We start from the raw sequence: 21,838 nt of genomic DNA, 5'->3' as shown, positions 1-21,838 counted from the left end.
TATGGATGCAGAATGACTTATGCACTGGAACTTTCCCGGCTGACCAAGACCTATCCCGGCGGCGTGCAGGCGCTGAAGGGCATCGATCTTAACGTTGAAGCGGGTGACTTTTATGCACTGCTGGGGCCAAACGGTGCCGGTAAATCTACCACCATCGGGATTATCAGTTCGCTGGTCAATAAATCCGAAGGTAGCGTGCGGGTGTTTGGCTACGATTTAGAAAAAGATGTGGTGAATGCCAAGCGCCAGCTCGGCCTGGTGCCGCAGGAGTTTAACTTCAACCCGTTTGAGACGGTGATGCAGATCGTCGTGAATCAGGCGGGTTACTACGGCGTTGAGCGTCGTGAAGCCAATGAGCGGGCGGAAAAGTATCTGAAGCAGCTCGACCTGTGGGGAAAACGCACTGAGCGTGCGCGCATGCTCTCCGGCGGGATGAAGCGCCGCCTGATGATCGCCCGCGCACTGATGCACGAACCAAAACTGCTGATTCTGGATGAGCCGACGGCTGGCGTGGATATTGAACTGCGGCGTTCAATGTGGGTGTTCCTGAAAGATCTCAATGCCAAAGGCACGACTATCATTCTCACCACCCACTATCTGGAAGAAGCCGAGATGCTGTGCCGCAACATCGGCATTATCCAGAGCGGTGAGCTGGTGGAGAACACCTCGATGAAAGCGCTACTGTCCAAGCTCAAATCAGAAACCTTTATCCTGGATCTGGCACCGCGCAGTCCGCTGCCAAAGCTGGAGGGGTTCCAGTACCGGCTGACCGATACCTCAACGCTGGAAGTGGAAGTGCTGCGTGAGCAGGGCCTCAACAGCGTCTTCAGCCAGTTGAGCGCGCAGGGTGTGCAGGTGCTGAGTATGCGCAATAAAGCCAACCGTCTGGAAGAGCTGTTCGTTGGCCTGACGACGCAGGGAAAAACAGGAGCAAAAGCATGACACATTTGTACTGGGTGGCACTGAAAAGCATCTGGGCCAAAGAAGTTAACCGTTTCGCCCGTATCTGGATCCAGACGCTGGTGCCGCCGGTCATCACCATGACGCTCTATTTCATCATCTTTGGCAACCTGATCGGGTCGCGCATTGGTGAGATGCACGGCTTCAGCTATATGCAGTTTATCGTGCCGGGATTGATCATGATGGCGGTCATCACCAACGCCTACGCCAATGTGGCATCGTCCTTCTTCAGTGCCAAATTCCAGCGCAACATTGAAGAGCTGCTCGTTGCACCCGTGCCGACCCACATTATCATTGCCGGCTATGTGGGCGGCGGTGTGGCGCGTGGCATCTGCGTCGGCATTCTGGTAACGGCTATTTCGCTGTTCTTTGTGCCGTTCCACGTTCACTCCTGGCCGATGGTGGCGATTACGCTGCTGCTGACCGCGATTCTGTTTTCACTGGCCGGTCTGCTCAACGCCGTCTTTGCGCGCACCTTTGACGATATCAGCCTGATCCCGACCTTTGTGCTGACGCCACTGACCTATCTGGGCGGCGTATTTTATTCGCTGAGTCTGCTGCCGCCGATCTGGCAGGCTATCTCTAAACTGAATCCAATTGTTTATATGATTAGCGGATTCCGTTATGGCTTCCTGGGCATTAATGATGTGCCGCTGGTGTTTACGCTCTCGGTACTGGTGGCCTTTATTCTGGTGTTCTACTGGCTGGTCTATGCGCTGATTCAGCGCGGACGCGGACTGCGCACCTGACAATAGGTTGAATGGTAAGGGCCACGCTGCGATAAGGGCGTGGCTTTAGTGGTTTAATTGCAGAAGCAGAAATAAAAAGGGCCGCCCATTTTAAGGGCGGCCCTTTTTTGTCAGGCGATCAATTAATCAGGCGATTTGTACCGGCAACGCTTTCGCCAGACGCTTCATCTGGTTGTCACCTTCAAAATAGGCGACCTTAGGCTGCCACTGACGCGCGACGGCATCCTCTACCTGCACATATGAGCAGATAATTAAAATATCGCCTTCGCAGGCGCAGCGGGCAGCCGCACCGTTGACCGAAATAATTTTCGAGCCACGCTCAGCCGCGATAGCGTAGGTGGAAAAGCGCTGACCGTTAGTGACGTTGTAAATATCGATCGCTTCATATTGCAGAATGCCGGAAGCATCCAGGAAATCCTGATCGATAGCGCAGGAGCCTTCATAGTTGAGGTCCGCCTGCGTCACTTTTACGCGGTGCAATTTGCCTTGCAGAACTGTGCGAATCATAGCCAGAAACCTTATCAGAGAAATAAAATAACCTGCAGCGGGCGTAGTTACAGCGTCAGGTCAACAGTTTGATTATCAATCAGTCGGGCTTTACCCAGCCAGGCGGCCATCAGCACCACCGCACGCTGGCTGTCCACTGTCAGCGGCTGCAGCGTGTCCGCATCACAGATTGCCAGGCCATCAGGACGCAATCCCTGTGCCAGCAGAGACTCGCTGGCGGCCTCGATGATCTCTTCAATGTGACGCTCGCCGTTCTCAAGTCGCTGAGCCATCTGATGCATCACCTGGCTCAGCACCGGGGCCAGCTGACGCTCATCGTCTGTCAGGTAGCCGTTGCGTGAACTCAGCGCCAGGCCATCTTTGGCCCGCACGGTTGGCACGCCAACAATCTCAATGTCGAAGCCCATATCAGCCACCATTTTACGAATGATAGCCAGCTGCTGAAAATCCTTTTCACCGAAACAGGCAATATCGGGCTGCACCAGATTAAACAGTTTGCTGACGATGGTCGCCACGCCGCGAAAATGGCCTGGACGCGTTGCCCCTTCCAGCAGGGAAGAGAGCACCGGCACTTCAACAAAGGTCTGATTCTGCGCGCCCTGCGGATAGACTTCAGCCGGTGACGGGGCAAAGACCACGTCAACCTGGTGACGGTTCAGCTTTTCACAATCTTCCTGCAGGGTGCGCGGGTAGCGGGCTAAATCATCGGCACGATCAAACTGCATCGGATTGACGAATATCGAGACAATGACGATGTCGCCGCGCGACCGGGCTTCATCCACCAGCGTCAGATGGCCTTCATGCAGGTTGCCCATGGTCGGCACCAGCGCAATGCGTTTACCCTGCTGACGCCAGCGGCGGACTTCCTGGCGCAGCATCAGCAGCGTTTCAATAATCAACACGGTGACTCTCCTGAATTACTGGAAACTGTGCTCTGCCGCCGGATAGGTTCCGGCCTCGACTTCGGCGATATAGTGGCGAATCGCCGCGCGAACGTCGCCGGTCTCCGCCAGGAAATTTTTGGCAAATTTGGGAATGTGACCACCGGTCACGCCCAGCGCGTCATGCATCACCAGAATCTGACCATCGGTGACGTTACCGGCACCGATGCCGATCACCGGGATGGTGAGCGCCTCGGTGATCCGCTGTGCCAGCGACACCGGCACGCACTCCAGCACCATCAGCTGTGCGCCTGCCGCTTCCAGCGCCAGCGCATCGGCCAGCAGCTGATCGGCACCGGCCTCATCACGCCCCTGCACTTTATAGCCGCCAAAGATATTTACCGATTGCGGGGTCAGGCCAAGATGACCGCACACCGGCACGGCGCGTTCGGTCAGCCTCTGTACGGTCTCAGCCAGCCAGCTGCCGCCTTCCAGTTTCACCATATTGGCACCGGCACGCATCAGCTGTGCGGCACTCTCAAAGGTCTGATCTGGCGTGGCATAACTCATAAAGGGCAGGTCGGCGAGCAGCAGGGCCTGTGGCGCACCACGGCGCACGGCGGCGGTGTGATAGGCGATGTCGCTAACCGTGACCGGCAGGGTGGAGTCGTGCCCCTGCACCGTCATCCCTAAGGAATCACCAACCAGCAGCACCTGAATGCCTTCATCAGCAAACAGGCGGGCAAAACTGAAATCGTAGGCGGTCAGCGTCGCGAATTTTTTACCGCTGGCTTTCGCCTGACGCAGATGTGAAATCGTGGTGGGTTTCATGGCGCTCTCAACTCAGGAATTCTGATGGGCGCAGTTTACTGGATAGCGTGAAAGAGCGGAATCAGAGATGTGCGTTTGTCTGATCAGCCATGCCACAGCGTGATGCTGCGACTGTCGAGGGTGGCCAGAACGGCGCTGAGTGCGCGGCCATCGGGCAGACGGGCATCGGGCGCAATCGCCAGCAGCGGCACCAGCATAAAGGCGCGATTCAGCAGGTCATAGTGCGGCACAATCAGCCGCTCAGTGTTGATTACGGCGTCGCCAAACAGCATCAGATCGATATCCAGCGTGCGCGGCCCCCAGCGTTCCGCCTTACGCACCCGACCATGATCCCGCTCAATCTGCTGGGTATGGTCAAGCAGGGCTTCAGCGCTGAGATTGGTCTCCAGCGCCACGGCGGCATTGAGAAAATCGGGCTGGTCGGGCGGGCCATAAGGCGGTGTACGGTAGAACGGCGAGGTCGCGATGCGTTGCGTCTGCGGTAATGCATCCAGTGCCGTCAGCGCTGCATCAACCTGATGCAGCGGATCGGCCAGATTACTGCCTAATGCGAGGTAAACCCGTGTCATGACACGTTTTGATTGTCACGACGTGGTGCGGAAGAGCGGCGGCGCGGACGACGCGATTTATTGCGCGGCACCGGATCGTCACCCAGGTTATTCAGCATGTTTTTCTGATGCGGCGGCGCAGCCACCTGAAATTCCCCCCACCACTGGCTCAGACGCAGCAGCTCCGGGTTGTTCTCCACTTCCGCCCGCAGCGCCAGCAGATCGTATGCGGCGCGGAATTTCGGATGCTCCATCAGTTTCCAGGCGCGTTTACCGTGACGGCGTGACATGCGTAATTGCAGCAGCCAGATATCTCGGATCAGCGAGGTAATACGTTTTGGAATCGCCAGCGCACGGCAGGCTTCGTCCAGCGTATCGTTCATCGCCATCGCAAAGGCTTCGAAGTAGGTCAGGCCACTCTCCTGCGCAATGCGTTCGGCCGCTTCAAGCTGCGGATACCAGAACATTGCCGCAAACAGGAACGCCGGATTCACGCGCATGTCGTTATGAATGCGGTTGTCGGTGTTTTTCAGCACCTGTGCCAGCATCCGCTCCATGTGGCTGTCACTGTTTTCCGTGAAGTTGCGCGCCAGCGTTGGGAACAGCGGCTGGAACAGCTGATATTCACACAGCTTCAGATAAGTGCTGTAGCCATAACCCGCCTGCAACAGCTTCAGGGACTCTTCAAACAGCCGCGCGGGCGGGATATCACGCAGCAGCGAGGCCAGACGTGGAATCGGCTCGGCGGTTTCCGGCGCAATGCTCATATTAAGTTTGGCGGCAAAGCGCGCGACGCGCAGCATGCGCACCGGATCTTCGCGGTAGCGGGTTTCCGGATCGCCAATCAGGCGAATGATGCCCTGTTCGAGATCGCTGATGCCGCCAACGTAGTCGCGCACGCTGAAATCAGCCACGCTGTAGTAGAGGCTGTTGATGGTGAGATCGCGGCGCTGGGCATCATCCTCGATAGAGCCGAAGATATTGTCGCGCAGCAGCATGCCGCTCTGGGCGCGCTGCGAACTGTTGCGATCTTCCGCAATCTCTTCAACCTGATGATGTCCACGGAAGGTGGCAACTTCGATCACTTCCGGGCCAAACATCACGTGTGCCAGTCGGAAACGGCGACCGACCAGGCGACAGTTGCGGAACAGCTTGCGCATCTGCTCAGGCGTGGCGTTAGTGGTCACGTCGAAATCTTTGGGTTTTTGCCCCAGTAGCAAATCGCGCACGCCACCGCCTACCAGATAGGCTTCATAACCGGCTTTGTTCAGGCGATAGAGCACTTTGAGGGCATTTTCGCTGATGTCTTTACGTGAGATGGTATGGCTTTCACGAGGGATGATGGTCATCAGACGCTCTGGTTCAACCTCTGCTGGGGCTTCCTCTTCATCACGCTTCAGGACTTTCCGGCAAAAATTAGCTACTCGGGTAAAAATGGGACACCTCGACAGTGGCAATAAGGGTGTAGGTAAAATCAGCGGCTAATCATAGCCTGTTGAGAACCGTTTGAGAATGCTGTTGTCTATGCATCCGGTTTCAGGGCGTTCTGTTGCGGCATCAAAGCGATATTCCACTGTGACACCGCGTCAGACAGCAGTTTGTCCTGCGTTAAGTCCTGCCAGCCGCGTGAAACAGGCTGTCCGAGGAAGCGCAATGCCGCTACCAGCAGGGGTCTGGCATCGCCATCGGGCAGTGAAGGCGCGTGATTCTGCTTCGATAACTTATTGCCATCGTGATTAAGCGCCAGCGGCAGATGCAGCCAGGCCGGCACCGGCCAGCCAAACTGCTGATAAAGTGCAATCTGCCGTACCGTCGGTTCAATCAAATCTGCGCCGCGCACCACTTCGGTAATGCCCTGAAAATGATCGTCGACGACCACCGCCAGGTTGTAGGCAAACAGACCATCGCGACGGTGAATAATAAAATCTTCCTGTGCCAGACGCCTGTCCGCCTCTACGCGCCCGCGTAATCGGTCATCAAACGCAAAGACCGGCGCATGCTGGCGTAAACGCAGCGCGGCATTCTCTGGTCCACGTTGCCGTTCACGGCAGTAACCATCATAGAAACCGCCAATCTCCTGAATGCGACGTCGGGGACAGGTGCAGAAATAGCTCTGACGATGCTGCTGCAGCCAGGCCAGCGCCTCACGGTAGGCCTCATGACGTTGCGACTGCCACAGCACCTCGCCATCCCATGTCAAACCGTAGTGTTCCAGCTGATGCAGGATGCGGCTGGCGGCACCTGGCACTTCCCGCGGCGGATCGATATCTTCAATTCTCACCCGCCAGATGCCGTTTTGCGCGCGCGCGCTCAGGTAACTGCCCAGGGCAGCAATCAGCGAGCCAAAATGAAGTTCACCAGAGGGAGAAGGGGCGAAGCGACCAATGCAGGAGGATGACATAGGATTCAGAAGTGACCACGCAGTGGACAAAACAGTCGTTGTTCCACTGCGCGGTAACAGGCTGGACGCGGCATCAGCCGGCCATTTGTTTCTCACGAATTTCTGCTAACGTCTTACAGTCGATACAGAGATCGGCAGTAGGACGTGCTTCGAGACGGCGGATACCAATCTCAACGCCACAGGAATCGCAATAACCGAAGTCGTCGTCTTCGACTTTCTTCAGTGTCTTCTCGATCTTTTTAATCAGTTTACGTTCGCGATCGCGGTTACGCAGCTCCAGGCTGAACTCCTCTTCCTGCGCGGCACGGTCAACCGGGTCCGGGAAGTTAGCGGCTTCATCCTGCATATGCGATACGGTACGATCGACTTCGTCCCGCAATTGATTACGCCAGGCTTCCAGAATCTTGCGAAAATGGGTCAGCTGCGCGTCGTTCATATACTCTTCGCCAGGCTTAACCTGATAAGGCTCAACGCCAGCGATAGCGAGAATACTCAGGGACGATGTTTTACGGTTTTGACCTTCTTGCATGTTGCTTCTCCTGGATAACACGCACTATACCCTCTGACTGACGTCCCGCAGGGGCGTTGCTGCCGGCCTGCATCTGACGTCTGCGGGGTACATCGATCCCCCATTGGGGAAAAAAACAGGCCGCTATAAATAACAGAAGCAGTCAGGGTTGGCAATTCTTGATGAACACACCTTGACAAGCCTGTGAGGAACAGCGTAATCAGCCCTTAGTTCAGAACATTCTTACCACATAAAATTGCAAAAGATATTACAAGGTTACGTTGATCGGCGATTTAAGAAACATTCCCTCCGCCGATAAGTCTGCCTGATACGCTAAAACCTCTACACCTTCCCGTTGCGCCTGAGCCAGTTGTTCTGCATACGCCGCATCAATGTGACGTGCCGGAGAAACGTCCTCAATCCCCGAGTGCAAAACGGCAAACAACAAAACGGCCCGATGACCCTCTGCCGCCACTGTCGCCAGCTCGCGCAGATGTTTTCGTCCTCGAACCGTCACCGCATCCGGAAAATAGCCTTTACCTTCATGTAAAAGGGTTACGGATTTCACCTCAATATAGCAGTTGCGTCGTGCCTCTGCTTTGAGCAGGAAATCAATTCTGCTTTTTTCACTGCCATATTTCACTTCCGCCTGTCGATGCGAATAACCGGCCAGCGATGGCAGCCGATCCTGGTCCAGCGCTTCAGCCACCAGCTGATTCGCACGCAGGGTATTTACGCAGATCCAATGGCCCTGCTGCGTTTCGGTCAGCTCCCAGCTGTGGGGATATTTGCGCGTCAGGCTGTCGGATGTGGAATACCAGACGGTATCGCCCGGTGTGGCGCAGCCGGTCATGGCCCCGGTGTTGGCGCAGTGGATCGTCAGCACTTCGCCCTCTGGCGTCTCGACATCGGCCAGGAAACGTTTGTAACGGACGATCAGGCGGGCGGATTTAAGGGGCGGAGAGAAGTGCATGCGGATCCTGAGACGTTAATGGCCAGCTGGCCAGCGCGCGATAGCGGGTACGCCCTCTGGCATAGTCAGAGGCAAACAGTGAAAAGGTGGAGACGCGAAAACGCCAGTGAAAACCGCGTGGTGGCAATGCAACCGGCTGGATGGCCTGGCGTAACAGCGTGATGTGCGGATGAAACGGCTGTGGGCTTTGATAACAGCCATGTCGGGCGGCCTGCGCCCGCAGCAGGCTGGCGAGCTGAAGCAGGCCGCGAGGCGCGCGCTGGCAGCCGAGCCAGACCACGCCGGGACGCGGCCAGTGCCCGGCATCATCCAGGTCGAGATCGAAACCGGGCTGGACGATGCGGGAGGCCAGCGTCTGCAGGCGTTGTGAGGTTTCCGGTGCAACCTCACCCAGAAACGCCAGCGTCAGGTGCAGATTCGCTGCGACCACGGGCGTGCCGGCCTCTGCAGGAAAGGTGTCGGCCCGCCAGCGCACCAGCTGTTGCTGCATGTCGTCAGGCAGGCTGATGGCAAAAAATAAGCGTTGTGTCGCCATGGCGCTCTCCGGCAAATATCACGGATGGATGCTACAATGCGCGCCATCTTAGCACAGGCAGAAGCGGAGTTTGCTGTGAGCGATTTACCGGTCAGCGCGGTGCTGCCAGACATCCTGGCGGCACTGCGTGACGCCTCTCAAATCCTGCTGGCCGCCCCTACCGGCGCGGGCAAATCGACCTGGCTGCCGCTGCAGTTGTTGCAGCAGGCGGCGCTGCCGGGACGCATCATTATGCTGGAGCCACGCCGGCTGGCGGCGCGTAATGTGGCGCAGCGGCTGGCGGAACAGCTCGGCGAACAGCCGGGTGCCACGGTGGGATTTCGGATGCGTGGCGAAAGCTGCGTCGGGCCAGAAACCCGGCTGGAAGTCGTTACCGAAGGGATGCTCACGCGCATGCTTCAGCACGATCCGATGCTGGAGGGCGTGTCGCTGGTGATCCTCGATGAGTTTCACGAGCGCAGCCTGCAGGCCGATCTGGCGCTGGCGCTGCTGCTCGATGTGCAGCAGGGGCTGCGCGACGATCTTAAAATCATGCTGATGTCGGCCACGCTGGATAATGCCCGGCTGGCGGCGCTACTGCCGGATGCGCCACTGATTATTTCAGAAGGGCGCAGCTATCCGGTTGAGCGGCGTTACGCGTCGCTGAATCAGAACGTAAGCTTTGAAGAGGCGGTCGCGCGTGAAGTCGCTCAGTTGCTGCGCGATGAAGAGGGTTCACTGTTACTGTTTCTGCCGGGCGTGGCGGAAATTGAACGGGTGAAGCGCGAGCTGGAATTACGCATCAGTGACGATGTGGATCTGACGCCGCTCTACGGTGCACTGCCGCTGGCGGCGCAGCGCCGGGCGATTCTGCCCGCCGCTGCTGGACGTCGCAAAGTGGTGCTCGCCACTAATATCGCCGAGACCAGCCTGACCATTGAGGGGATTCGTCTGGTCGTCGACAGTGCGCTGGAACGCAGCGCCCTGTTTGATGCCCGCAGCGGCGTAACGCGTCTGCAGACCCAGCGCATCAGCCAGGCCTCAATGATCCAGCGCGCAGGTCGCGCCGGGCGACTGATGCCAGGGATCTGCCTGCATCTGCTGCCGCAGGAGCAGGCGTCACGTGCAGCAGCGCAGAGCGAACCGGAAATCGTGAACAGCGATCTCTCATCGCTGTGGCTGGATCTGCTGCAGTGGGGCTGTACCGGGCCGCAACAGCTGCAGTGGCTGGATCAGCCGCCCGCCAGAAATCTGATTGCAGCGCAACAGCAACTGACCCGTCTGGGTGCTCTGAACAGCAACGGCCTGCTCAACACACTGGGACGGCGTATGGCACAGCTGGGTTGCGATCCGCGGCTTGCTGCTATGCTCTGTGCCGCAGGCGATGAGCCGGATGCGGTCGCCAGCGCCGCGCTGCTGGTGGCAATTCTGGAAGATCCTCCGCGCAGCGGCAGTGCCGATCTGCGTGATGCGCTGCATCGGCCACAGGCTCAATGGCAGAGGCGGGCGCAGCAGTGGCAGCAGCGGCTTAAAATCCGTGGCGGACGGGTCGATGAAGATCGCTTCGCTGGCCTGCTGGCGGTAGGGTTTGGCGATCGGCTGGCGCGGCGTCGCGACCAGAGCGGTCGCTATCAGCTGGCCAACGGGCTGGGGGCCAGACTCGATGAGCAGGATGGCCTGACGCGCAACGAATGGCTGATTGCACCCGCTCTGTTGCAGGGCAGTGCGACGCCGGATGCCCGGATGTTGCTGGCACTGCCGGTTGATATTGAAACGCTGTGCCAGCAGCAGCCCGCACTGATTGAGCGCCGGACCGAAGTGGAGTGGGACGAAGAGAAGGGCACGCTGCGTGCGTTCAGACGTGAGCAGATTGGCGCGCTGATCCTGAAGACCCAGCCGATGGCGCGCCCGGAGCCGGATGTGCTTCACGCGGCTATGCTGCGCTGGATCGCCGAAAAAGGGCTGTCGGTATTGGGCTGGACGCCGGATGCCGAACAGTTGCGCCTGCGCATTCAGTGTGCGGCGCAGTGGCTGCCGGAAGAGAACTGGCCCGCCATGGATGACGAAAGCCTGCTTGAGAGCCTGCCGCAGTGGCTGCTGCCGCAAATGTCAGCAGTACGCGATCTGCGTAGCCTGCAGTCAGTAAACCTGACCACGGCGCTCTTACATTTACTCACATGGTCACAACGTCAGCGGCTGGATAGTGTGCTGCCAACTCATTACACTGTGCCGACCGGAAGCCGGCTTCCAATCCGCTACGATGCGGATAAGCCGCCCGCGCTGGCAGTCAGGATTCAGGAGATGTTTGGCGAAGCGCAGAATCCCACCGTGGCGGAAGGACGCATCCCGCTGGTGCTTGAGCTGTTATCGCCCGCCCAGCGCCCGTTGCAGATTACCCGTGATCTGGCGGCGTTCTGGCGCGGTGCCTGGCCGGAGGTCAGGAAAGAGATGAAGGGACGCTATCCGAAACACCTCTGGCCAGAGGATCCGGCCACCGCCTTGCCAACAAGGCGAACCAAAAAAATGTCCCCGCAGGGTTGAGTCCGCTGGATCGAATTCAGAGGGTTCTGCCATGCGGCACGCGAGAAAGCAGTTAGAGTAGCGGCGCTGCCGTAAGCACTGCCTGGAGAAGAAAAGTAATGTCTGGGAACGATCGCGAACCAATAGGGCGCAAAGGTAAACCGTTGCCGCCGCGCAGCAGTGCGGGCCGGGGACGACGCAGGGATATCGAACAGGATATCGATCAGGACGATTTTAATGATGACGAGGAGGAAGCGCCGGTGCCACGTAAAGGTAAAGGTGGAAAACCGCCGCGCGGCAAACGCCGTTGGCTGGGATGGATAATTAAACTGTTCCTGGTGTTTGTGGTGGTCATGGCCGCGTGGGGCATCTACCTCGACTCGGAAATTCGCAGTCGTATTGACGGTAAGGTGTGGCAACTGCCCGCCACCGTCTATGGCCGCATGGTCAGCCTGGAACCGGGCATGGCCTACAACAAAAGTGAAATGGTGGCGCTGCTGGAAGGGACTCAGTATCGCGAAGTCTCCCGTATTACGCGCCCCGGCGAGTTTTCGGTGAAGGGCAACACCATTGATCTGCTGCGTCGCCCGTTTGATTTCCCCGACAGTAAAGAGGGGCAAATCCACGCGCGCATGAGCTTTACCAAAGATGAGCTGAGCGAGATTAAAAACCTCGAAACCGGCCGTGATTTTGGCTTTTTCCGCCTCGATCCGCGTCTGATCACCATGCTGCAGTCGCCGAATGGTGAACAGCGACTCTTCGTGCCGCGTACCGGTTTCCCGGATCTGCTGGTCGATACGCTGATCGCCACTGAAGATCGCCATTTCTATGAGCATGATGGCATCAGCCCGTACTCCATTGGTCGCGCCTTCCTGGCGAACATCACGGCCGGGAAAGCGGTGCAGGGTGGCAGTACGCTGACGCAGCAGCTGGTGAAGAACCTGTTCCTGACCAATGAGCGTTCGCTGTGGCGCAAAGCGCGTGAAGCCTATATGGCGGTGATCATGGATGCGCGCTACAGCAAAGATCGCATCCTGGAGCTCTACCTGAATGAGGTCTATCTCGGTCAGGCGGGTAGCGATCAGATTCGCGGCTTCCCGCTGGCGAGCCTCTACTACTTTGGCCGTCCGGTGGATGAGCTGAGTCTGGATCAGCAGGCGATGCTGGTCGGCATGGTGAAAGGGGCGTCGCTCTATAACCCGTGGCGCAACCCGAAACTGGCGCTGGAACGCCGCAACCTGGTGCTGCGCCTGTTGCAGCAGCAGCAAGTGATCGACCAGGAGCTGTACGACATGTTGTCGGCGCGTCCATTGGGCGTGCAGCCGAAGGGCGGTGTGATCACGCCACAGCCTGCCTTTATGCAGATGGTGCGTAACGAGCTTCAGGCGAAACTGGGCGATAAAGTGAAAGATCTCTCCGGCGTGAAGATTTTTACCACGCTGGATCCGGTCTCTCAGGATGCGGCCGAAAAAGCGGTGGTTGACGGCATCCCGACGCTGAAAAAACAGCGCGGCCTGAAGGATCTGGAAACCGCAATGGTGGTGGTTGACCGCTTCAGCGGCGAAGTCCGTGCCATGGTCGGTGGTGCCGATCCGCAGTATGCCGGTTACAACCGTGCGCTGCAGGCGCGTCGCTCTATTGGTTCCCTGGCGAAACCGGCGACCTATCTCACCGCGCTGAGCCAGCCAAACAGCTACCGCCTGAACAGCTGGATCGCCGATGAGCCGATTGCGCTGAAGCAGCCAAATGGCACCGTGTGGAAACCGATGAACGACGACCGTCGCTTCAGCGGCAAAGTGATGCTGGTGGACGCGCTGACCAACTCCATGAACGTGCCGACGGTTAACCTCGGTATGACGCTGGGGCTGGATGCGGTGGTCGATACCTGGAACAAGCTGGGTGTGCCGAAAGAGCAGCTCAATCCGGTGCCAGCGATGCTGCTGGGTGCGCTTAACCTGACGCCGGTTGAAGTGGCGCAGGCGTTCCAGTCGATTGCCAGCGGCGGTAACCGCGCTGAGCTGTCGGCGGTGCGGTCGGTGATCGCAGAAGATGGCAGCGTGCTCTATCAGAGTTATCCGCAGGCGCAGCGTGTTGAACCGGCTCAGGCCGCCTATCTGACGCTCTATACCCTGCAGCAGGTCGCCGATCACGGCACCGCCCGTGCGCTGGGCGCGCGTTTCCCGAATGCGCATCTGGCCGGGAAAACCGGTACCACCAACGATCTGGTCGATAGCTGGTTTGCCGGTATTGATGGCAAAGAAGTGGCGATCACCTGGGTGGGACGCGATAACAACCAGCCGACCAAACTCTATGGTGCCAGCGGTGCGATGCAGCTCTACCGTCGCTACCTCGACAATCAGGCACCGATGCCGTTGCAGCTGACGCCGCCAGAAGATGTGTCACTGATGAATGTGGATTCTGCCGGTAACTTTGTCTGCGGTACGGGCAGCAGCACCTGGCGATCTCTGCCGGTGTGGGCGCTGGATCCGAATGCGCTGTGTCAGCAACAGCAGCAGCAGGTTCAGCAGCAGCAACAGCTGTTTGACCAGCAACAACAGCAACAACAGCAACAACAGCAACCGGCCCAGCAACCGCAGGAGCAGAAAGACAGCGACGGCGTAGCCGGTTGGATAAAAGATATGTTTGGCAAATAAATCAGTCAGACAGGTTAAAAAGGGCGCTTCGGCGTCCTTTTTTTGTTTTTGATTAATACGGGTAAACGGCCCTGCAAACGGCGTCACTGCTGGGATTTCTGCTTGCAGTCGTCGCTGAAGTTCGCATATTATCCAATCCGTTATAATAATCATTATCGTTTCGATTCGCTCGCCTGAGCCTATTTTAAGAGACACCTTTTTATGAATGCGCGAACGACTTTTGCAGACAACACCAAAAAAACATTTTCCCGGCCGCTTCTGGGCGTCATGATCTCACTGAGCCTGAGTACCTCGCTTTACGCTGCTCAGACGGAGACCATGGTGGTCTCAGCGGATGGCGGCAGCGGCGTCGAGGCGGAAAGCGCCTGGGGACCGGCACCGACGGTGGCGGCGAAACGCAGCGCCACCGGCACCAAAACCGATACCCCGATTGAAAAAAATCCGCAGTCTGTCTCCGTGGTTACCCGCGAAGAGATGGAAATGCGCAACGTGACCAGCGTGAAAGGGGCGTTTAACTATACGCCTGGCGTGCTGACCGGCAACCGTGGCAGCTCAGACGTGATTGATGCGCTTTCGATTCGCGGCTTCAGCGAAACCAATACCAACCAGTATCTGGATGGCCTGAAACTGCAGGGAGATAACTACTCCGAGTTTGCCATCGATCCCTACTTTCTGGAGCGCGCCGAACTGCTGCGCGGTCCGGTGTCGGTGCTCTACGGTAAAAGCAATCCGGGCGGTGTTGTCTCACTGGTGAGCAAGCGTCCCACCCAGGAAACCCTGCGCGAAGTACAGTTCCAGATGGGTAACGACAATCTCTTCTCGACCGGCTTTGACTTTGGTGGCGCGCTGGATGATAACGGCGTCTACAGCTATCGCCTGACCGGTCAGGCGCGCAGTCAGGATGCGCAGCAGTCGATGAATAAAGAGAAGCGCTACACCATCGCGCCGTCATTCAGCTGGCGTCCCGACGATCGCACCCGCATTGATCTGCTGACCTATTTCCAGAACGAGCCAGAAACCGGCTATTACGGCTGGCTGCCGCGTCAGGGCACCGTGGTGCCGATCACCCGTGCCGATGGCAGCCAGTACAAACTGCCGACCGACTTCGACGAGGGCGAGCAGAGCAATAAGATATCGCGCACCACCAAAATGGTGGGCTATAACGCCGAGCATACCCTCAATGACACCTGGACGCTGCGCCAGAACCTGCGTTACGCCGACCTGCGCACCGATTACCGCAGTATTTATGGCAATGGTTTCAATACCGCAACCCAGGAGATTACCCGTGGTTCTGCGGCCTCCAGCGAAAAGCTGAATCAGTTTGCCGTAGATACTCAGGCACAGGCAAAGTTTGCCACCGGCCAGGTCGATCATACGCTGCTGCTGGGTGTGGACTTCCAGCGTACGCGTAATGATATCGACGCACAGTTTGGCTCGGCATCCAGCCTGAATGCGGTTAACCCGCAATATGGCGATGATAGCGTGACGCCGTTTGCCGATCCTTATCAGCATCTGAATAAGCAGCGTCAGACCGGCCTCTATGCACAGGATCAGATGGAATGGAACCGCTGGGTGCTGACGCTGGGTGGCCGCTACGACTACGCCATGACCTCGGTTTACGATCGGGTGGCGAATAGCGTTGATCGCCAGAACGATCAGGCCTTTACCTGGCGTGGGGGGCTGAACTATGTGTTTGATAACGGAATCGCGCCTTACTTCAGCTACAGCGAAGCCTTTATTCCGAATGCGGGTTCAACCTATGAGGGGCAGGCATTTGATCCGTCACGCGCTAAGCAGTATGAAGCGGGCGTGAAATATGTACCGAAAGATCGTCCGGTGGTGCTCACCGCCGCGCTTTACCAGCTTACCAAAACCAAAAACCTGACTGCCGATCCGGATACGGTTAATCATCCGTTTGCCAGCGTACAGAGCGGTGAAATCCGGTCGCGCGGCGTAGAGCTGGAAGCTAAAGCGGCGCTGAACGCTAACGTCAATCTGACGGCCTCCTACACCTACACCGATGCGGAATATACTGAAGACACCCAGCTCAAAGGCAAAACGCCGGTGCAGGTGCCGAAGCATATGGCTTCACTCTGGAGCGACTACACCTTCCACGAAACCGCCTTGTCAGGTGTGACAGTGGGCGCAGGTGTGCGTTACGTTGGGGAAAGCCAGGGGCTTTACAGCACCGGCACTGAGCAGAACCAGAACTTTAAGGTAGCCGGTTACACCACGGTGGATGCGGCGCTGAAATACGATCTGGGTCGCTTCGGCCTGCCTGGCTCGACGGTAGGCGTCAACGTCAACAATCTGTTCAATCGCGAGTATGTCGCCAGCTGCTACCGTGAATACGCCTGCTACTGGGGTGCGGAACGCCAGATTGTCGGCACCGCGACCTTCAGATTCTGATTTAACCGGGCGCTTCGGCGCCCGTTCACAGGGATAACCATGCCGCATCCGCACGCAGAAGAGGCAACCTTCAGGCTGGAGAATGCCAGTTTCGAAGTGCCCGGCCGCACTCTCCTCCAGCCCCTGTCGCTGACTTTTCCACCGGGTAAAATGACCGCGCTGATTGGTCATAATGGCTCGGGCAAATCGACGCTGTTGAAAATGCTGGGCCGTCATCATGCGGCCAGTAGTGGAGAGGTTTTGCTGAATCAGCAGCCGGTCGGGCGCTGGCACAGTAAAGCCTTTGCCCGCGAGGTGGCCTATCTGCCTCAGCAGTTACCGGCCGCCGAAGGGATGACGGTGCGTGAACTGGTGGCGATTGGCCGCTATCCCTGGCACGGGGCGCTGGGGCGCTTTGGTCAGGAGGATCGCGATAGGGTAGAGGATGCGATTGCGCAGGTCGGGCTAAAGCCCTTTGCCGGCCGGCTGGTGGACAGTCTGTCAGGCGGTGAGCGTCAGCGCGCCTGGCTGGCAATGATGGTGGCGCAGAACAGTCGCTGTCTGCTGCTGGATGAACCGACCTCGGCGCTGGATATTGCCCATCAGGTTGAGGTACTGGCGCTGATCAAAGATCTGAGCCAGCAGCGCGGCCTGACCGTCATTGCGGTGCTGCACGATATCAATATGGCGGCACGCTACTGCGATCATCTGGTGGCGCTGCGTCAGGGCGCGATGATTGCCGAAGGTGACGCGGAGGCGATTATGCAGCCAGAGGTGCTCGGTGCAATTTATGGCATTCCGATGGGCATTTTACCGCACCCGCAGGGCGGCTCGCCGGTTAGTTTTGTCTGTTAAGGAAAGGATGATGCCCGATCTTTATCGCCGCCGCCTGTTGCTGGCACTGGCGGCCTCGCCGCTGTTTTGTGCGCTTCCTCTGCGTGCTGCCACGCCGAATCCGGGCCGGATTATCGCACTGGAGTGGTTACCCACCGAACTGCTGATAGCGCTGGGCGTTACGCCCTGGGGCGTGGCCGATCTGCACAACTACAACATCTGGGTCGGGGAGCCGAAGCTGCCTGCGGACGTGATTGACGTAGGCCTGCGCACCGAACCCAATCTTGAGCTGATGGCGCAAATGCAGCCGTCGCTGATCCTCTGCTCCAACGGCTACGGCCCGCCTAAAGAGAAACTGACGCGCATCGCACCCATCATGGGCTTCGACCTTCACAGCGGCGACGGAAAACCCTTCACCGCCGCGCGCGCATCACTGCGTCAGCTGGCGGCGCGCCTGGGATTAAATGAGCGCGCGGAGCAGCATCTGCGCGAGGTCGATGATCGGCTGGCAGCGGCGCGTGAGCGGCTGGCACCCTATGCCGGACGCACGCTTCTGCTGATGTCGCTGCTCGACAGTCGTCACGCCATTACCTTCGGTAAAAACAGCCTGTTCCTGGAAGTGATGACGCTGCTGGGCCTGAAAAATGGCTGGCAGGGCGAAACCAACTTCTGGGGCAGCGCAGTGATCGGCATCGAACAGCTGGCGCAGGCCGGGGAGGTGGATGTTATCTGTTTCGATCATGACAATGACGTGGAGATGCAGCAGCTGATGCGCAGTCCGCTGTGGCAGGCCATGCCGTTTGTTCGCACCGGACGCTTTCAGCGCGTCCCGGCGGTCTGGTATTACGGTGCAACGCTCTCGGCGCTGCACTTTGTTCGCGTGCTGGAACGCGCGCTGGAGACGCACTGATGCGCCATGCACTGTTTCCCGCAGTCTTCCTCAGCCTGCTGTTTCTGCTCTCACTCAGCCTGACGCTGGTTAATCTGCACCAGGCACTGCCACAGGCTGAATGGTGGCAGGCATTCTGGTCACCAGCCGTCGATAGTCTGCCGCAGATGGTGTTTCACTACAGCCTGCTGCCGCGCACGGCGCTGGCGCTGCTGGTGGGTGCCGGGCTGGGGTTAGCCGGTCTGCTGTTTCAGCAGATCCTGCGCAACCCACTGGCGGAGCCAACCACGCTTGGCGTCTCTTCCGGCGCGCAGCTGGGCATTACCGTGGCGACGCTGTGGCATCTGCCAGGCGGGGCGTTGACACAGCAGTTTGCTGCGCTTAGCGGTGCGTTGCTGGTGGGCGCGCTGGTGTTTGGTGTGGCCTGGGGCAAACGTCTGTCGCCGGTGACGCTGATTCTGGCCGGACTGGTACTGAGCCTGTATAGCGGCGCGGTGAATCAAATCTTCGCAATCTTCAATCACGATCAGCTGCAAAACATGTTTCTGTGGAGCACCGGCGCGCTGAATCAGATGAGCTGGGAAAACGTGCAGCAACTCTGGCCGCGCCTGCTGCTGGCGTTTGTGCTGGCGCTGGCGCTGATGCGTCCGCTGACGCTGATGGGGCTGGATGATGGTGTCGCAAAAAATCTGGGTCTGACACTCTCTGTGGCACGTATTGGCGGTCTTGGACTGGCGATTCTGCTCAGCGCACAGCTGGTCAATGTCGCCGGTATCATCGGTTTTATCGGGCTGTTTGCGCCGCTGCTGGCGAAGATGCTGGGTGGACGACGACTCCTCACCCGGATGCTGCTGGCACCGCTGGCTGGCGCGCTGCTGCTGTGGCTTGCAGATAGCTGTGTGTTATGGCTCAGCGCACACTGGCGCGATATTCCGACCGGCACGGCCACGGCCCTGCTTGGCGTACCGATTCTGCTGTGGCTGCTGCCGCGACTGCGCACTGGTTCAGTGCCGCCCGCGCTGAATCAGGGTGACTATGTGCCCGCCGAGCGACAGAACCTGCTGCGCTGGGCGCTGATCGGTCTCGCTGTTCTTGCCCTGCTGGCGTGGGGTGGTCTGGCGTTTGGACGTGATGCGCAGGGCTGGAGCGGGGCAGCGGGCGAGATGCTGCAATCACTGCTGCCGTGGCGCGCGCCGCGCGTGCTGGCGGCACTGGTAACCGGTCTGATGCTGGGCGTGGCGGGGAGTCTGATTCAGCGGCTGACCGGCAATCCCATGGCCAGCCCGGAAGTGCTGGGCATCAGTTCCGGAGCTGCCTGCGGTGTAGTGGTCATGATGTTCTTTGTGCCAGGCGATGCGATGGTCTGGCTGCTGCCCGCCGGTGCGTTGGGTGCCGCGCTGACGCTGCTGGTGATTATGGCGGTAGCCAGCCGTGGCGGCTTCTCGCCGGAGCGGATGCTGCTGGCGGGTATGGCGCTTAACAGCGCCTTTGTCACCCTGCTGATGTTGCTGCTGGCCAGCGGCGATCCGCGTATGGGCGGGCTGCTGAGCTGGATCTCCGGCTCGACCTATAACATCAGCGGCAGTCAGGCGATTCAGAGCGCAATTTGCGCGCTGGTGCTGGTGTCGCTTGCTCCATTGGCGAGCCGCTGGCTGACGCTGCTGCCGCTAGGAAGTGCGACCGCGCGCTCGGCGGGCATGGCGCTGACGCCCGCGCGGCTGAGTCTGCTGCTGCTGGCCGCCGCGCTGACCGCCAGCGCGACGCTGACTATCGGTCCGCTGAGTTTTGTCGGACTGATAGCACCGCATATGGCGCGGATGTTGGGGTTCCGGCGGGCCTTGCCGCAACTGCTGCTGTCGGGATTGCTGGGCGGGGGATTGATGATACTGGCTGACTGGTGCGGGCGAATGCTGGCATTTCCGGATCAAATCCCTGCCGGGCTGATGGCGACGTTTTTAGGTGCGCCTTACTTTATCTGGCTGCTGCGGCGTTCAGGTTAAGATGAAAAAGCAGGCTGGTTTCAGACTGCGGCCAGATCCAAAGTAGGGTGAATCTGACAACAACGAAGAAGCTCAATGCGCAGGGAATTGGGGCAGAGGAGGAAAGCGTCCCGCGCCATGGACGGCGCGGGCCGAGCGAGTCATGGATGACGGCTTTCGCGCCTTTCCGATCTGACCCTGTTTCCTGTGCATGCACCCTCCCACAACAGAGCGGGGCAAACCTCATCAATAACAAAAGACCGGCTGCTGCCGGTCTTCGTCTTTAACGCCGCCGAAATTACAGCTTCGCGAAACAACGACGCGCGGCGTCGACCGTGCGCTGAATATCCTCTTCGCTGTGTGCCAGCGACATAAAGCCTGCTTCATAAGCTGATGGCGCAAAGTAAACGCCCTCCTCCAGCATCAGATGGAAGAAGGTTTTAAAGCGCGCTACATCGCAGCGTGTCACATCGGCATAACAGGTCACGCTGTCAGCGTCGGTGAAGAACAGGCCAAACATCCCGCCCACATGGTTGATCACCAGCGGGATATTTTGCTGTTGTGCTGCCTCGCGCAGACCCTCAGCCAGCTGGCGGGTCAGGGCATCCAGCTTTTCGTGCGTGCCAGGCTGCGCGATCTGCGTCAGGCAGGCAAAACCGGCGGCCATCGCGATTGGGTTACCGGAGAGCGTGCCCGCCTGATAAACCGGACCGGTCGGGGCCAGCGCAGCCATCACGTCGCGACGGCCACCGAATGCGCCAACCGGCATCCCGCCACCGATAATCTTTCCGAGGCAGGTCAGGTCAGGACGCACATTGTAGTGAGCCTGCGCGCCACCCAGCGCCACGCGGAAACCGGTCATCACTTCATCAATAATCAGCAGTGCGCCGAACTCATCGCAGATCGCGCGCAGGCCTGGCAGGAATTCCGGCTGCGGCGGAATGCAGTTCATGTTGCCGGCAACCGGCTCAACGATGATGGCCGCGATGGCGTCAGGATATTGCTCAAAGGCGCTGCGCACTGAGTCGAGGTCATTAAAGGTGCAGGTCAGGGTGTGTTTAGCGAAATCAGCCGGTACGCCCGGCGAGTTTGGCTGACCCAGCGTTAAGGCACCGGAACCGGCTTTCACCAGCAGATGATCGGCGTGACCGTGATAGCAGCCTTCAAACTTGATAATTTTATCGCGGCCGGTAAAGCCACGTGCCAGACGAATCGCGCTCATGGTCGCTTCGGTGCCGGAGTTGACCATCCGCACCATCTCCATAGAAGGCACCAGCTCACACACCAGCTGTGCCATGGTCACTTCCATTTCGGTCGGTGCGCCAAAGCTCAGGCCGCGCTGGGCCGCTTCGATCACGGCATTGCGGATCGCCGCGTTGTTATGGCCCAGCACCATCGGACCCCATGAGCCCACGTAGTCGATATAGGCTTTGCCATCGGCGTCATAGAGATACGCGCCATCAGCATGTTCAATAAACAGTGGAACGCCGCCCACACCGGTAAATGCGCGTACTGGCGAGTTTACCCCGCCCGGGATCAGGCGTTGTGCCTCGGCAAACAGTTGTTCGGACTTACTCATTTTCGGCTCCAGCGGTTCACAAAAAATATTGCACTATTCTACGGAAGAGGGGCAGCAGACGAAAGGCGGATTCACCCGCAGCGCCCTTAACAGAGGTAAAAGCGGCACAGAGTGCGAAGGGGA

18 protein-coding genes are annotated in these 21,838 nt (G+C 58.7%); 8 read left to right on the top strand and 10 right to left on the bottom strand.

Translation table 11 applies throughout. The annotated features are described in order from the left end of the window. The first annotated feature begins 12 nt into the window (after positions 1–12). Both F3I20_RS17770 and F3I20_RS17765 read left to right on the top strand, forming a co-directional pair. Positions 13–942, top strand: a complete 930-nt coding sequence (locus F3I20_RS17770; RefSeq protein WP_150010751.1) for an ABC transporter ATP-binding protein — start codon at positions 13–15, stop codon at positions 940–942. After that, positions 939–1,709, top strand: coding sequence for an ABC transporter permease (locus F3I20_RS17765; RefSeq protein ID WP_150010749.1), 771 nt, complete (start codon positions 939–941; stop codon positions 1,707–1,709). The genes F3I20_RS17770 and F3I20_RS17765 overlap by 4 nt, the downstream gene beginning before the upstream one ends. Before the next feature lie 126 nt (positions 1,710–1,835). On the opposite strand, the gene panD is transcribed toward F3I20_RS17765, so the two are convergent. The 9 genes from panD to thpR all read right to left on the bottom strand — a co-directional run bounded on the left by panD (position 1,836) and on the right by thpR (position 8,893). Beyond that, positions 1,836–2,216: an aspartate 1-decarboxylase gene (gene panD / locus F3I20_RS17760; protein ID WP_013356815.1), complete on the bottom strand. Its 381-nt coding sequence runs from the start codon at positions 2,214–2,216 to the stop codon at positions 1,836–1,838. A 47-nt stretch (positions 2,217–2,263) separates the two neighbouring features. After that, entirely contained in the window at positions 2,264–3,118 is an 855-nt protein-coding gene (panC, locus tag F3I20_RS17755) for a pantoate--beta-alanine ligase (protein ID WP_150037658.1), read from the bottom strand. 15 nt (positions 3,119–3,133) lie between these two features. Continuing rightward, a complete protein-coding gene (panB, locus tag F3I20_RS17750; protein WP_150037659.1) occupies positions 3,134–3,928 on the bottom strand; it encodes a 3-methyl-2-oxobutanoate hydroxymethyltransferase in 795 nt (264 codons plus the stop codon). Positions 3,929–4,011: 83 nt separating this feature from the next. Continuing rightward, on the bottom strand, positions 4,012–4,497 hold the full coding sequence (gene folK / locus F3I20_RS17745) for a 2-amino-4-hydroxy-6-hydroxymethyldihydropteridine diphosphokinase (protein WP_150037660.1): 486 nt from the start codon (positions 4,495–4,497) through the stop codon (positions 4,012–4,014). Next, a complete protein-coding gene (pcnB, locus tag F3I20_RS17740) occupies positions 4,494–5,912 on the bottom strand; it encodes a polynucleotide adenylyltransferase PcnB (RefSeq protein WP_218832235.1) in 1,419 nt (472 codons plus the stop codon). The genes folK and pcnB overlap by 4 nt, the downstream gene beginning before the upstream one ends. Positions 5,913–5,998: 86 nt before the next feature. Continuing rightward, positions 5,999–6,877, bottom strand: a complete 879-nt coding sequence (gene gluQRS / locus F3I20_RS17735; protein WP_150010741.1) for a tRNA glutamyl-Q(34) synthetase GluQRS — start codon at positions 6,875–6,877, stop codon at positions 5,999–6,001. Positions 6,878–6,950: 73 nt separating this feature from the next. Continuing rightward, the gene (gene dksA / locus F3I20_RS17730; RefSeq protein ID WP_008925615.1) at positions 6,951–7,406 is read right to left on the bottom strand and encodes an RNA polymerase-binding protein DksA; all 456 of its coding nucleotides are present in this window, start codon (positions 7,404–7,406) and stop codon (positions 6,951–6,953) included. A 247-nt stretch (positions 7,407–7,653) separates the two neighbouring features. Continuing rightward, a complete protein-coding gene (sfsA, locus tag F3I20_RS17725) occupies positions 7,654–8,358 on the bottom strand; it encodes a DNA/RNA nuclease SfsA (RefSeq protein ID WP_150010737.1) in 705 nt (234 codons plus the stop codon). Beyond that, complete coding sequence (thpR, locus tag F3I20_RS17720) at positions 8,336–8,893, bottom strand: RNA 2',3'-cyclic phosphodiesterase (RefSeq protein ID WP_150010735.1); 558 nt, start codon at positions 8,891–8,893, stop codon at positions 8,336–8,338. Before thpR ends, sfsA begins: the two co-directional genes overlap by 23 nt. A 36-nt stretch (positions 8,894–8,929) precedes the next feature. Between thpR and hrpB the strand changes: the two genes are divergently transcribed. The 6 genes from hrpB (at position 8,930) to fhuB (ending at position 20,157) form a co-directional block, all read left to right on the top strand. After that, positions 8,930–11,413 carry an ATP-dependent helicase HrpB gene (hrpB, locus tag F3I20_RS17715; RefSeq protein WP_150037661.1) on the top strand — a complete coding sequence of 828 codons (2,484 nt, stop codon included), beginning with the start codon at positions 8,930–8,932 and terminating at the stop codon, positions 11,411–11,413. A 98-nt stretch (positions 11,414–11,511) separates the two neighbouring features. Next, entirely contained in the window at positions 11,512–14,046 is a 2,535-nt protein-coding gene (mrcB, locus tag F3I20_RS17710; protein WP_150010731.1) for a bifunctional glycosyl transferase/transpeptidase, read from the top strand. Between the two features lie 201 nt (positions 14,047–14,247). After that, the gene (gene fhuA, locus F3I20_RS17705; protein WP_150010729.1) at positions 14,248–16,455 is read left to right on the top strand and encodes a ferrichrome porin FhuA; all 2,208 of its coding nucleotides are present in this window, start codon (positions 14,248–14,250) and stop codon (positions 16,453–16,455) included. Positions 16,456–16,494: 39 nt separating this feature from the next. Beyond that, complete coding sequence (fhuC, locus tag F3I20_RS17700) at positions 16,495–17,289, top strand: Fe3+-hydroxamate ABC transporter ATP-binding protein FhuC (RefSeq protein WP_150010727.1); 795 nt, start codon at positions 16,495–16,497, stop codon at positions 17,287–17,289. Between the two features lie 10 nt (positions 17,290–17,299). Continuing rightward, positions 17,300–18,178: a Fe(3+)-hydroxamate ABC transporter substrate-binding protein FhuD gene (gene fhuD / locus F3I20_RS17695; RefSeq protein WP_150011003.1), complete on the top strand. Its 879-nt coding sequence runs from the start codon at positions 17,300–17,302 to the stop codon at positions 18,176–18,178. Further along, positions 18,178–20,157, top strand: a complete 1,980-nt coding sequence (gene fhuB / locus F3I20_RS17690; protein WP_150037662.1) for a Fe(3+)-hydroxamate ABC transporter permease FhuB — start codon at positions 18,178–18,180, stop codon at positions 20,155–20,157. Before fhuD ends, fhuB begins: the two co-directional genes overlap by 1 nt. Before the next feature lie 277 nt (positions 20,158–20,434). On the opposite strand, the gene hemL is transcribed toward fhuB, so the two are convergent. After that, a complete protein-coding gene (gene hemL, locus F3I20_RS17685; RefSeq protein ID WP_150010721.1) occupies positions 20,435–21,715 on the bottom strand; it encodes a glutamate-1-semialdehyde 2,1-aminomutase in 1,281 nt (426 codons plus the stop codon). Positions 21,716–21,838: the final 123 nt, after the last annotated feature.

The sequence above is a fragment of the Candidatus Pantoea gossypiicola genome (assembly GCF_008632075.1).
Taxonomy (GTDB): domain Bacteria; phylum Pseudomonadota; class Gammaproteobacteria; order Enterobacterales; family Enterobacteriaceae; genus Pantoea; species Pantoea gossypiicola.
Note: the sequence above shows the minus strand (reverse complement) of the source record. Positions and strands in the feature narration are given on the sequence as shown.

Bases quoted from the DNA above. Each gene is read 5' to 3' on its own strand.
- F3I20_RS17770 (WP_150010751.1), top strand. From the start codon at position 13: ATGACTTATGCACTGGAACTTTCCCGGCTGACCAAGACCTATCCCGGC.
- F3I20_RS17765 (WP_150010749.1), top strand. From the start codon at position 939: ATGACACATTTGTACTGGGTGGCACTGAAAAGCATCTGGGCCAAAGAA.
- panD (WP_013356815.1), bottom strand. From the start codon at position 2,216: ATGATTCGCACAGTTCTGCAAGGCAAATTGCACCGCGTAAAAGTGACG.
- panB (WP_150037659.1), bottom strand. From the start codon at position 3,928: ATGAAACCCACCACGATTTCACATCTGCGTCAGGCGAAAGCCAGCGGT.
- folK (WP_150037660.1), bottom strand. From the start codon at position 4,497: ATGACACGGGTTTACCTCGCATTAGGCAGTAATCTGGCCGATCCGCTG.
- gluQRS (WP_150010741.1), bottom strand. From the start codon at position 6,877: ATGTCATCCTCCTGCATTGGTCGCTTCGCCCCTTCTCCCTCTGGTGAA.
- dksA (WP_008925615.1), bottom strand. From the start codon at position 7,406: ATGCAAGAAGGTCAAAACCGTAAAACATCGTCCCTGAGTATTCTCGCT.
- sfsA (WP_150010737.1), bottom strand. From the start codon at position 8,358: ATGCACTTCTCTCCGCCCCTTAAATCCGCCCGCCTGATCGTCCGTTAC.
- thpR (WP_150010735.1), bottom strand. From the start codon at position 8,893: ATGGCGACACAACGCTTATTTTTTGCCATCAGCCTGCCTGACGACATG.
- hrpB (WP_150037661.1), top strand. From the start codon at position 8,930: ATGCGCGCCATCTTAGCACAGGCAGAAGCGGAGTTTGCTGTGAGCGAT.
- mrcB (WP_150010731.1), top strand. From the start codon at position 11,512: ATGTCTGGGAACGATCGCGAACCAATAGGGCGCAAAGGTAAACCGTTG.
- fhuA (WP_150010729.1), top strand. From the start codon at position 14,248: ATGAATGCGCGAACGACTTTTGCAGACAACACCAAAAAAACATTTTCC.
- fhuC (WP_150010727.1), top strand. From the start codon at position 16,495: ATGCCGCATCCGCACGCAGAAGAGGCAACCTTCAGGCTGGAGAATGCC.
- fhuD (WP_150011003.1), top strand. From the start codon at position 17,300: ATGCCCGATCTTTATCGCCGCCGCCTGTTGCTGGCACTGGCGGCCTCG.
- fhuB (WP_150037662.1), top strand. From the start codon at position 18,178: ATGCGCCATGCACTGTTTCCCGCAGTCTTCCTCAGCCTGCTGTTTCTG.
- hemL (WP_150010721.1), bottom strand. From the start codon at position 21,715: ATGAGTAAGTCCGAACAACTGTTTGCCGAGGCACAACGCCTGATCCCG.